The following is a 12,329-nucleotide window of genomic DNA, read 5'->3' as shown; positions in this document are numbered from 1 at the left end:
TTTTCAAATGTATAAAATAACAAGAAGTGCTGCATCAGAACCTCAAATACTAATAGAGAAATCAAAAGAATGGACTGAAAAATTTCTCGAAAAAAGACAACAAAATCCTACACACAAACTGAGTTGGAGAAAAGGGGCTACAAATTATCATGATGAAATTGTAAAAGCTCTTGGTAACTTAACACACAATCATTGTTCATATTGTGATAAATATCCGCTTGATGAAAGAGGTAAAATAGACCTTCAAATAGATCATTTCAAACCTATTAGTAACCCTGAGTTCACAAGACTAGCATACGATTGGACAAATCTATTTCTAGCTTGTGGAGGGTGTAATAAACCTAAGTTAGCTCAATATAATGACTTAATTTTACGACCTGATGCTGATGATTATATTCCCAGTCATTTCTTCTTTTTTGACACAAGTACTGGAGAGATTCTCGTCAATGAAACAAAGGGAAAAGAATATTCAGCGCGAGCTGAAGCGACTATAAAAGTTTTTAATTTAAATGATAAAAGTATAATTAAAATGCGATTAAGAGCTATTCGGAATTTCAGAAGAGAAATAACTAATTCAATAGAAGAATTTGATATTAACGACTACGATTACCGAAATTTCATTGAAGAACTCTTATATTTTTGAATAAATGTCAACAGAAAAACCCACCCCCTCTTTCTTACTACGCCAAAAGTTCCCCTTTGAACCTACCAATGGGCAATTAGACCTTTTCCTGAAAATGGATAAATTCATCCCTAATCAAGATGATTTTGGACCTTTATGCTTTTTGTTGAAGGGTTATGCTGGTACGGGTAAGACTACCGTGCTAAGTACGATTATGAAGGTGTTGCCTAAATTTGGCTACAAAGCTATCCTCCTTGCTCCTACAGGGCGGGCTGCTAAGGTGATGGGCAACTATTCTAAAACCAAAGCGCTGACGATACATAAAAAGATTTACAGACAAGTAGCTAATCAGTATACGGGTAGTTTGGAGTTTCAATTACAAAATAATTATGCGACCAAGACTATTTTTATCATTGATGAGGCCTCGATGATTTCGGATGATGCTGAATTTGGTACGCCAGGATTATTGACCGACTTGATGAAATTTATTTTTACACATCCTGAGGCTGATTATAATTTTAATAAAGTGATTTTTGTGGGCGATACCGCTCAATTACCTCCTGTGGGCAAGTTGATGTCTCCTGCCCTAGAAAAAGGTTATATGGAAGGTCAGTTTCATGTGGGTGTCATGGAACAGGAATTAACCGAAGTAATGCGTCAGGATGCAGAATCGGGCATTTTGTTTAATGCAACCAATCTGCGTGATATTCTAAAAGACGAAAAACCTCAAATTAGTTTTAATACCAAAGGCTTTAAGGATTTCTTTAAAATGACGGGTGAGAAACTAGAAGATGGGCTGAATTATGCTTACCGAAAGTTTGGTCGTGAAAACACGATTATCCTGACGCGCTCTAATAAAACGGCTGTTCAGTATAACCGTTATATCCGTCAGCAAATCTTTTCGATGGAAGATGAATTATCGACGGGCGACTTACTCATGATTGTCAGAAATAACTATCATTGGCTTGCGGAGGATTCGCCTGCGGGCTTTTTGGCCAATGGAGATTTCGTGGAGGTGATGAGAATCAGGGGTATCGAAGAAATGCATGGTTTTAGGTTTGCTACCCTTACGCTCAGACTGCTAGATTATGAAGACCATCCGACCATCGATGCCAAAGTAATGCTCAGTACGCTTTATACCAACACGTCTGCGATGTCAAAAGATGAAAACAAAGCACTGTATGATTCCGTCTCGGCTGATTATGCCCACATAGCCAGTAAAAAACTCCGAAACGAAGACATCAGGAAAGACCCTTACTTGAATGCTCTACAGGTAAAATTTGCTTATGCCCTTACCTGCCATAAGTCGCAAGGTGGACAATGGAATGCTGTCTTTGTTGAGCAAGGCTACCTGACGGACGAAAATATCAACGAAGACTTCATCAGATGGCTTTACACGGCTGTCACCCGTGCAACCCATGAAGTATTTCTATTAAATTTCCATGCAGACTTTTTTGATTAAGCCTACTGCTATTCTCCTTCGTAAAAGTATTTTTTCAAGACAAAGCGAATAGAATAATAGGAATTAATCATCGCAGTATGGATTTGTTTTCTATCCATCCACTCTAATTTTTCAATGCCTTCCTCCAACTGAGGTTTCATTTTGCCAGCATCAATCAGTTCCATTGAATACCATTTTGTCTGTTTCAAAATAGCTTCGTTTTTGTAGGTATAGGTGTGGTAAGTCGTACAGATTTTTTCTTCTAATCTGGCCTTAACATTACACTCCTCCTCTACTTCACGTACGGCAGCTATTTTGAAAGATTCACCTTTATCCAATTTGCCTTTGGGCAAATCCCATTTTTTCAAACGATACATCATCAATACTTTACCATTTTCATTTCTCACCACGCCTCCTGCGGCTCGCACAACTTTGTATTGAGATTTGATTTGGTCTTCGGTAGCATCTTTATTGGCTGAAACTAACGTTATGGATTGTAAATTAGGAAGCTCGTCATTTTTTAAAATAGTAAATAACCTAGAGACCGTCGGAGAAAGCACATTGATAATCAATACGTGTCCTTGTAGACTATTGGCTTTAATGGCTTCTAGCTGAGCATCTATTAAGTGGTCAAATTCTGTTGATGTGAGTGCTTGGGCTTTCTTTTTCCCAATGACCTTGATAGGTCTTTCGTTAATGAAAATTATCATTTTTAGTTTGATTGGTCCCTAATGATTTGCTCGTGAATTAAAATGAAAATTTATATTTCATCGTAAAATTAAACTTTTGTTACGAAACATTACTGAGAGTTTTTAATTTTGCACATAGATTTAACAAAAACCCCAAAATGGCACAACGTACTCTTGCAGAAACAGTCGCTTCTATGTTACTTGAAGTTAAGGCTGTTCGACTAAGCCCCGACCAACCTTTCAAATGGGCATCTGGCTGGAACTCACCTATTTACTGTGATAATAGAATCACGCTTTCGTATCCAAAAGTGCGTACTGCTATCAAAAATGGGCTTGCATCGGCTGTTAAAGCTTATTGGAGCGATGTTGATATTATTGCTGGCGTTGCTACAGCAGGTATTGCACAAGGAGCATTAGTAGCAGATTGGCTCGACCTTCCTTTCTGTTATGTTCGTCCTGAACCTAAAAAACATGGTATGGGTAACCAAATAGAAGGAAAAATTAAGGCTGGACAAAAAGTAGTTTTAATTGAAGACTTAGTGTCAACAGGTGGCAGTTCTTTAAAAGCAGTGGATGCTTTGCGTGAAGCTGGAGCAAATGTATTAGGAATGGTTTCTATTTTCACGTATGGCTTTGAGATTGCGGACAAAAATTTCGCTGAGAAAAACTTGAAAGTGTATACTTTGAGTAATTATGAAACACTTATTAAGGAAGCAGTGGCTAAAAACTATGTTTCTGAAAGTCAGCAAATCACTTTGCAAGAATGGAGACATAATCCTTCGGAATGGAAAGTATAATCAGCTATTAGCTAAATATAAATTTATTATCGTCTAGTCCTTACTTTTCTTGTCTTGATACAAGAAAAGTAACAAAAGAAAATCAAGAATTCCTAAACTCGCTCCGCTCAAACAGTAGGAATTCGGAAAACATCAAACATAGGTCATACCGAATTTAAATTACAAAAAAGCGGCCTAAACTAATTTAGACCGCTTTTTGCTGATTCAGAGATATCGAATTCCTACTGTTTGAGCGGAGCGAGTTTAGGAATTCTTGATTTTTTTGTTACTTTTTGTATCAAGACAAAAAGTAAGGTCGAGTATAAATTCAAAATCTATGAAATCTTTTAAAAATTCAAATGTTATGAGAAATTCACAAACATGAGATATTGCGAATTTCTCATAACATTTGAATAAAGCTGAAAGCTGACATCCAAAACACAATTACCTTAACAATTACCGCATTGAAATAGCATATTTCTTCCCCGGCAAGGATTTCAATACACCCTGAAATTCCAAATTCAACAATAATGATGATAATTTGGCAATGTGAATCTGAGACTGCCAAGCCAATACATCTATTTCCATCACCTGATTTTTATGGAGCAGTGCCATCACCTGACTCTCATCGTCAGTAAAATTGGTCAAGTCTAATGTGTTTTTAAGGCTATGGTTTTTCTCATGCCCTACTAAATCCCAATTTAATGTTTCTACTACATCCTTAATACTGGTATAAATCTCCGCTTTTTTTTCTTTGATAAGTTTATTACAACCTTCTGAAAAGGACTTGCCTAGCTGTCCGGGCACTGCAAAAATATCACGATGGTAATTATTGGCATATTCTGCCGTAATCAAAGCCCCTCCTTTTACGGCGGCTTCAATGATAATTGTCACATCCGACATTCCAGCTATTATCCTATTTCTTTGTGGGAAAAATCTTGGGTCAGGTTGTACTCCAAACGTTTGTTCGGTAATAATCCCCCCTGTTTCCTGCATTTGAATAGCCGTATTTTTGTGCTGATAAGGATAAATAAAATTGATACCACTAGCCATTACTCCCAACGTAGCAACATCGCTTTTCAAGCAAGCTTTGTGGGCAGCAATATCTATCCCATAAGCCAATCCACTGATGACTAAAGGATTAAAAGCTTTTAAATCATCTATGATTTCTTCTGTAACATTTCTGCCATATTCAGTACATTGACGAGTGCCTACAATGGCGACTGTCTTGGTATGGTTCAAATTGGCATTCCCTTTATAATACAATAATACTGGCGCATCATAAAGTTGTTTTAGCCGATTCGGGTAGTTTTTGTCCGTATAAAACAGCAAATTAACCTCTTGTCTCTCTGCTTCTTCAATAATGGCAAATGCTTTGTCTAACACAGACTTATCTTGAAGATTCAGGGCTAATGTTTTACCGATATTCGGGATTTTGAGTAGTTTAGAAACAGGTGTTTTGAAGACTTCCTCTGCTGAGCCACAGTAGCTAATAAGTTGACGAATAAGCACATCTCCGATTTTAGGAATCAAGGTTAGTGCAATTTGGTAGTGTAATTTTTCTTTTGTAGACATATTAATAAGGTAGAATTTGATAAATTTTGATTGATGGTAGATGATAAAATTAACTATCGGCTAATTTTTCAGACTCCTCGTTTGGCTCATCCATCGCTTCCCGAAGACTCTTCATAAATTTCTTAATTTCTGTTAACTTATCGATAATCGCTTGGTTTTCTTGTTTTTTACGTTTCTGATTCTCTAATGCTCTTTTCGCTCCTTCGATGGTATATCCCTGATTTTCAACCAAATCTACAATCTCTTCAAGATGCTTGATATCCTCTTGGGTGTATTTTCTATCGCCCGAACGATCACGCTTAGGTTCCAGAGAAGGAAACTGCTCTTCCCAAAAACGAAGTTTCGAGATGTTCATATCAAACATCTGGGCAACTTCCGAAATTGAATAATATCGTTTGGTTAGGGCAATACTTTCCATTTATAAAGAAACAAAATAAGGATTTAATAAACATTGCAAAGATAGAACTTTTGTAGAATACTTGACGGAGTAATTAAAAGTTTAACTTTTTTCTCTAATTCCTTTCAAAAGATTAATCAACATTTCTTTCCAAAAACTAATATTAGTATTGGGTATTTGCGTAACTAAAATTCTCAGCATATAACTTTCTTGGCTGAGCATCATTTCATCCTCAATAATTGTTTGTATCCTAGTATCAAGTGTTTGGGATAATGCCAAAACATGGCGCATTTCTCGTCCTAATACTCTTGCTGCAATATATTCTATTCCTAAATCCTCATCAAATAAATCCTGATGAAAATCATAGATGTCATCACTGGCTATATCGAAATAGTTTTTTAAAATCATTCCAATATCAACAATATCTTTTCCTCTATCTTCTGGACGGTCGTTGAAAGCAATAAATTTTAAAATAACAATACCTTCTAGCTTCGATAATTTAAAGACCAATCCATTTTCATTCACTTCAATGACGCCTCTTTCAAAAACCTCCTTAATTCCTACCACATCTATTTCAGGAAAAGCCCGACTATTTAAAAACACTTTCCCATCCTGTTCAACCGCTCCAAATGGCAACAAATCAATTTGAATACCATGAGCATCAAATACTAAAATAGGATTTTCACTATGAATCGTAAAGCCTTCTGATGTTACTAAATATTGTTTTATTGCTTCAAATTTCAAACTATTAGCAATCTGAATCGCTATATCAATATCTTTAGTTCCTTTGGTCTCTATGTGATGCTTTGAAAACCAATAATCTCTCGCTAACGCCCCAATTACATAAAAATCAACACCTGTATTAACGAAGGCTCTTTCAAAAGCTTCAAAAACACTTCTTAGCGCTTCTGTTCTTATTTGTTCATAACTTATCTTGAACGAATTTTTCATAGATTTTTTGTGCAGTTTCTTGATTTCTATAATCTGTAGAATTTATTAAATCGGCATAGACTAATAAAGGACTTACTGTTTGATTAGTATCTTCATCCGTTTTTGCAAACGCATGAAATACATCAATATTCCCTACATTATCAGGAACGAGCCTATATTTTTTCATAAGTTCACTTCTTCCATCTTCTGTATAAAGTGTAAGATTTGTAGCTCTTAGATAGTCTGTCAAGATTTCGGCAGCAGCTTCTCCACCCCATTTACTTTTATTATCTAAGGTTATACTTTTCCAATCTATATTGGGTAAGCTTCTATATTTTCCAATATACAAAGTTGGTTTAAGCTTTGCATCATAATCAATCATCCAACGTTCAAATAACTTTGGAATATTTGACAAATAATCCTTTTTACCATCAAGAGGAATAATAAACCCTAAGTTTTTTAACGTTACAATCGTTTTATGTACTGTGTCAAGACTAACTTGAGCGACCTCTGACATTTTACGATAGGTTGTCTGTAAAAGAGCAGGATGTTCAAGCAAATGAAACACAAGTTTTAATCCATTTTTTGTCAATGTTTTCTTTGCAGAAGGACTATTGCTAGCATACAGTTTTGATGAATTTATTTTATTATTTTCAACAAAATAAAAGACATTCGGATATTTAATATAAGCATTCCCAGTAATATCTAAGTAATTAATATGCAATCCTCTTAATTTTTTGCGTAAATCAGGAATGATACTTTCAGCAATTACGATAAAATGCTCATGCTCATTATTTTGCAACAATAGCTTTGCAATATGAGCATTTTGTAGTTTGGTTTTTATCTCAACTGCTAAATTTATTTCTTGGTCATTTTCTTTATCTTTTATTGTTAAAAAGCCATCTATTTTATCATTCTTGCTAACTTGAAATGTCGCATCTAAATGACTTATTTCACTAAAAGTATCTATTGCCAAATAGGCTATTTCTTGTTGATTCTCCATTTTGTTCGGATTTATACATTGTTCTAAATAAACGAACAAAGTAAATTTACCGAACAAAATACACTTTTACAAATTATTTCTTCCGCGTTAAATATTCAGGGCCAAGGGTTTCTATCGTAAACTCATGTTTTGGATAGGTTCGATAATAGGTATTGGATATTTCTGTAGGATATTTTTTAAACGTAATATATTTTAAAAATTGTTTTCTTACCTGAAAACTGGCATGGAGCAATCCACAAAATAGCTCAGAAGGCTTTTTATAACCAAAGGCTTCTCGTAGTTTTTCATTAATCAATGCCGCAAAAACAGGCTTTACCGCAAACCTCAAAAAGCTTGGAAACCAATTGGCAACAATCTTAATAGTCGCATCGGCAATTACTTCATTACTTTTAGCATAACAAAAATATTGTTCTTCGTATTGTGCTGCAAAGGATTTTAAAGCAGCTAAATCTTCAGGGATATTTACTAAGTTCATGCGTTTGGCGACTTCTTTAAAAAAGAGAAACAAGGCTAACTGCTCATTGTCAGTCATTTTTCGCCAACCATTTGTTTCCATCCAATTGATGGGATAAAACACGAAGGTGGACAATACCAATAGATAGTCGTCATTGGCAATGCGATAATGACCGTGAATTTTATTCATCTGAGCAATTGCCCTTTTGCCTAATTCGCTATCATAACCTGCTTGCATAAATTGGGCAATCAGGATGCCTGTATCATCATATCTTTTTTGTCCTCTTCGCTCAAACTCTCCTGTCTTTTGCAAGAGTCCCGAAATACTCGGACTAGCATAGGTATGAAACAAGGCTAATTCTAAGGCACGTACCATATCAAAAGTAAATTCATAAGCCGTCAATAAATACACTATTCGCTGATGATCATTGACAGCATCAAGCGCATTGATTTCTGCTTGAATAGCGGAATCTCGAAAGATAAAGGCTTTTTTAGCGTAGCTTTTCATGATGATAGCGTGGGTACTTTTTATGTAATAAAAGTCAAAAAATAGAAAAACCTTAAGGTATAGCAAATTTAGCTATTCTTAAGGTTCTCTTGGTATTTATATTCTTTATTCAAGCTTATTTATGTCTCACTGATGGCATGACTTGAAGTCATGCCATCAGTTTGTACTTCCCCATGGTCTGTGGCACACAGAACATAAATAGTCAAGCACTGTGGTCTGTGTGCTACAGACCACGGGTGACTGATTACCTACAACTTCCTAAACTACTTCTCCTTCAAAGTCTTCAAAACAGCATAATACGCCGCTTTTTTAGAATAATCTTTATTGAACAACAAAGGAAAATCTAAGCCATTTTCATACAGCCAACTTGTATTATCTGATATTCCCCAAATCGTAATCCCTGATTGCTGTGCTACAGGAACGTTTGTCAAATAAGAACGTACAATATAGGCATACATATCAGCTTGATATGATTCAAATTGCTTGTTTAAGACAAACTGAGCCTTTTTGTTAGGATTCACCCGAACGTCTAGTTCTGAAATACGCACTTTTAAACCCGTAGCGGCTAACTTCTTGAACATATTATCAATACCACTATAAGGCGTATTCCAAAGCACGTGCATTTGCGTGCCGATTCCAGTTATCTTCGCTCCTTTGCCTTTTAATTCTGCTACATAGCCAATCAAAGAATCTAGTTTTACACTGTTCGACTCTAAGTTATAATCGTTAATGTACAACTCAGCCGTTGGGTCGGCAGCGGCAGCATATTGAAATGCCTTTAATGCCCAGTTGCGACCTAAGTATTTAGACCAAAAGAAAAAGTCTGTCGCTGTCGCAGCTACCGTGGTGTTAGCATCCGTACGCAATGTACCACTTTCAGAGACTGGTTCGTTGACCACGTCCCAAGCTTTTACTTTTCCTTTGTAATGCGTTACCGTCTGTGTAATAAAATCTTTCAAGGCATTATCAACTGCCGTTACCAAGGCTCCGCCCGTTGGTGGCACAGAAGCAGAGGCATCTACTACCACGACGTTATCCATAAAATACGTATTGGCTTTGCTCCCGATGTCAATCAATACACGCGTAAGGGGGCCATTAGCCGTAAAGGAATACGTTTTTTGTACCCAATCTGTCGAGGTTGAGTAGTTCCCAGAATACTGAGCCGTTGAACCCGTACCGCCTGTAGATATACGCATTTGTCCACCTGCAACAGCCGATTTGATAAAAAACGTCATGTTATACGTTTTGCCTACCGTAGTAGCAAACTCGTCACTAGCCATTTGTACAGCCCAAGGATTACCGTCGGCAGCTACAATTACTTTCAATGCCTTTGTACCAGCCTGAACTTCTGAGGTAACGGTAGTAGCTACTAATGATGTCCCTCCGTTGTATTTCCCCCAGTTATTAAAATTATCACCCGAGCCACTTTCAAAACTACCATTAGCAACAAGGTTTACAGCCGTCGGACCAGAGCCTCCGCCTGTTATCGTTTTCATGTAGGTAGCATTTTGGTTTTGGTGCCAACCCAACGTATGACCAAATACTTCGATACCTGCACTTTTACAGGCATCATACAAGGCATCCGCTTTGGTAAAGTCAATCGTTCCGTCGTTTCTTACTAATGCTCCGTGCTTCATGTGATAGCCGAAGGTAGTACTTTGTGCATCAGCCGCTACTACAGCACGATATTGAGCATTGTTCAGAAATAAATCATAATCAATACTCAATCCTACTGGGAAGGCCGTTGTAGCGGTTTTCAACGTGCCATCCGCTGTGTAAGTATTGGCATTAAGAATATTAATGGGGTCTTTTTCGCAAGCACTCGACAAGCCCATCGAGGCTACTAGTGCTAGCTTATATAATAATGTATGTCTTTTCATGTTTTGTCTGTTCATCAATCGTGGAAAGAAGTAAAAAGTAAATATTCTTCTGCACTCAACCTCATCCCCCAACCCCTTCTCCTTCAGAGAAGGGGCTTTTGAGCTCAAACGTTCCCCTCTCTGAAAAGAGCGGGACGCGTAGTCGGGTTGGGGGTGAGGTTGAAAACCAAAGAACATCAGGTTTTGTCTTCTTTTTGATTATTCTCAATTATTTGCAACTCAAATATTATATTAATTATACCCCGGATTTTGATATTGAGATTTATCTGTTTCGCACGTTGCATCTAATTGCGACTGTGGAATTGGGCGTAACAAATGGAAACTTTGCAGGTTAGTAACATCTGGATTGTATTTCTTAGCCCTGTCTACCAACTTGCCACGCATGGCTAAATCTGGCCAACGGATGCTTTCTCCACATAATTCACGGGTACGTTCATCCAAGATAAAATCTAGCGTAATATCACTTGCTGACACCTGTATTTTAGCTTTTCTACTGGCTAATTCTGTTGCCGAAAGTCCTGGGCGATAAGCTGCTCTGTCACGTAACACATTGATAAACTGTGCTGCTTCTGCATTTTTTCCTAAAGCCATAGCAGCCTCTGCGGCTAACAAATACACTTCTGAAAATTTACTTGCCACAAACGGACGACCAGATATATCTTGGTAAGAGTTACGGTTGACGGCCTCGTATTTTCTCAAAGCAGGATAAATATTATTGGCCCTGTTTTGATTGCTATACGTTTCCGAAGGTGAATAAATCACATACTTTTTATTAGCCGCTTTCAACGTTTTAGCAATGGCATCGGTTGGAGCGATATAAAAAGCGGTATCGCCCAACGCAAAACCTATTGCTGCCATATCAGCTACATATTTGGTGTAGTCTGATGAACCAGCCGTGTAAAAAGTAGCTACTGGATAAGTATCTCGGAAAGTATTGTTAAAACGGCTATCGTTTAGCTTGTCTGCAAAGGCTACATCTAATGTCCAACGGGTTGGGCAAAACTGACGAAGCGGACGACCATATTGTAATACACGGACAGGGAAAATCGTCACACCATTTTTGGTAACAGCCGTATAGTTAGATACAAACATATTACAAGAAATATTCACCTTTTGGTCAAAATCCGAACTTGGGTTTACTACTTCGTTGGCAATGTTGTTCAATGGCAAGCGCTCTACAGCAAAAAGCAATTCTTTGTTATAGTCGTTTCCTTCTTTGTGTACATCGCCAAAGTCTTGTAATAAATCTGTACCATATTTGGCTTTACCGTCAATTAGTTTTTTAGCAGTGTCGTAGGCACTCTGAAAATCGGTTGCTTGCTTTACTGCCGAATAGGCACGGTACGTATATACTCTTGCCAATAAATGCAAAGCTGCTCCTTTCGCCAAACGATATTCCCCCGCAGGACGCTGGTCTGGGAGATTTTCAGCCGCAAACAATAAATCATCTACCATTGACTGGAAGTTTTTCTTCAACAAATCTGGGTCATTTCTTCTAAAAGTACAACTAGGCGTACTATTGAATTTCAAATCGCCAGAACCTAAGTCTAACGGAACGGCTCCAAAATTTTCTACCAACAATAGGTAGTACATCGCCCTCAGGTAACGGGCTTCGCCTAACAATTTGCTTTTGTTCGTAGCATCCATCGTCACATTTGGGGCAAATTCCACTACGGCATTACAAAGATTGATGTTGGAATAATTCCTGTTCCAAGGTGTACCAATGGCGCCGTTGGTAGGGCTAATGCTATAGATACCGCATTCCAGTGTCTGCCCAGAAGCTCCTTGGTCGCCATAGGTAAATTCGTCTGTCCCAACATTCCCCAAGACCATTGCCCCGATGGGGCCGAAGTCATATCTTAACCCTGCATAAGCGGTATAAATAGCAGATTGCAGACCGTCTTGCGTTTTGAAATAATCTATCGTAAAGGCAGTTCTTGGGGTTTCTTCCAAGACCGATTGGCACCCAGAAAAAGCAAATGCCGTTATGCCCAATAGAAAAGCTGAAAATGTATGTTTTAATTTCATTATGTATCGAATAAAAAATGTTAAATC

11 protein-coding genes are annotated in these 12,329 nt (G+C 37.4%); 3 read left to right on the top strand and 8 right to left on the bottom strand.

Annotated elements, in window-relative coordinates:
* The first annotated feature begins 7 nt into the window (after nucleotides 1-7).
* Nucleotides 8-643, top strand: a complete 636-nt coding sequence (locus tag AC07N0_RS14430; RefSeq protein ID WP_494589725.1) for a retron system putative HNH endonuclease — start codon at nucleotides 8-10, stop codon at nucleotides 641-643.
* Nucleotides 644-647: 4 nt separating this feature from the next.
* Nucleotides 648-2,084 (top strand): ATP-dependent DNA helicase, encoded by a 1,437-nt coding sequence (locus tag AC07N0_RS14425; RefSeq protein WP_494589724.1) that lies wholly within the window; start codon nucleotides 648-650, stop codon nucleotides 2,082-2,084.
* Between the two features lie 8 nt (nucleotides 2,085-2,092).
* On the opposite strand, the gene AC07N0_RS14420 is transcribed toward AC07N0_RS14425, so the two are convergent.
* Nucleotides 2,093-2,773, bottom strand: a complete 681-nt coding sequence (locus AC07N0_RS14420) for an NUDIX hydrolase (RefSeq protein WP_492803492.1) — start codon at nucleotides 2,771-2,773, stop codon at nucleotides 2,093-2,095.
* A 137-nt stretch (nucleotides 2,774-2,910) separates the two neighbouring features.
* On the opposite strand from AC07N0_RS14420, the gene pyrE reads away from it, so the two are divergent.
* Nucleotides 2,911-3,549 (top strand): orotate phosphoribosyltransferase, encoded by a 639-nt coding sequence (pyrE, locus tag AC07N0_RS14415; protein ID WP_309919504.1) that lies wholly within the window; start codon nucleotides 2,911-2,913, stop codon nucleotides 3,547-3,549.
* 435 nt (nucleotides 3,550-3,984) lie between these two features.
* On the opposite strand, the gene dprA is transcribed toward pyrE, so the two are convergent.
* From dprA to AC07N0_RS14380, 7 genes are all read right to left on the bottom strand, one after another.
* Entirely contained in the window at nucleotides 3,985-5,103 is a 1,119-nt protein-coding gene (gene dprA, locus AC07N0_RS14410) for a DNA-processing protein DprA (RefSeq protein WP_494589723.1), read from the bottom strand.
* A gap of 49 nt (nucleotides 5,104-5,152) precedes the next feature.
* Entirely contained in the window at nucleotides 5,153-5,521 is a 369-nt protein-coding gene (locus AC07N0_RS14405) for a MerR family transcriptional regulator (protein ID WP_494589722.1), read from the bottom strand.
* A gap of 81 nt (nucleotides 5,522-5,602) precedes the next feature.
* Nucleotides 5,603-6,451: a nucleotidyl transferase AbiEii/AbiGii toxin family protein gene (locus AC07N0_RS14400; protein WP_494589721.1), complete on the bottom strand. Its 849-nt coding sequence runs from the start codon at nucleotides 6,449-6,451 to the stop codon at nucleotides 5,603-5,605.
* Nucleotides 6,423-7,433: a type IV toxin-antitoxin system AbiEi family antitoxin gene (locus tag AC07N0_RS14395; protein WP_494589720.1), complete on the bottom strand. Its 1,011-nt coding sequence runs from the start codon at nucleotides 7,431-7,433 to the stop codon at nucleotides 6,423-6,425. The genes AC07N0_RS14400 and AC07N0_RS14395 overlap by 29 nt, the downstream gene beginning before the upstream one ends.
* 73 nt (nucleotides 7,434-7,506) lie before the next feature.
* Complete coding sequence (locus tag AC07N0_RS14390) at nucleotides 7,507-8,394, bottom strand: oxygenase MpaB family protein (protein ID WP_494589719.1); 888 nt, start codon at nucleotides 8,392-8,394, stop codon at nucleotides 7,507-7,509.
* Between the two features lie 263 nt (nucleotides 8,395-8,657).
* Nucleotides 8,658-10,274 carry an endo-1,4-beta-xylanase gene (locus AC07N0_RS14385; RefSeq protein ID WP_494589718.1) on the bottom strand — a complete coding sequence of 539 codons (1,617 nt, stop codon included), beginning with the start codon at nucleotides 10,272-10,274 and terminating at the stop codon, nucleotides 8,658-8,660.
* Nucleotides 10,275-10,505: 231 nt separating this feature from the next.
* On the bottom strand, nucleotides 10,506-12,302 hold the full coding sequence (locus tag AC07N0_RS14380) for a RagB/SusD family nutrient uptake outer membrane protein (protein ID WP_494589717.1): 1,797 nt from the start codon (nucleotides 12,300-12,302) through the stop codon (nucleotides 10,506-10,508).
* Nucleotides 12,303-12,329 lie beyond the last annotated feature (27 nt).

Source organism: Arcicella sp. GW821-FHT09D11, assembly GCF_059416265.1.
The sequence above is the reverse complement of the archived record's forward strand: the minus strand, read 5'-3'. Positions and strand labels throughout refer to the sequence as shown.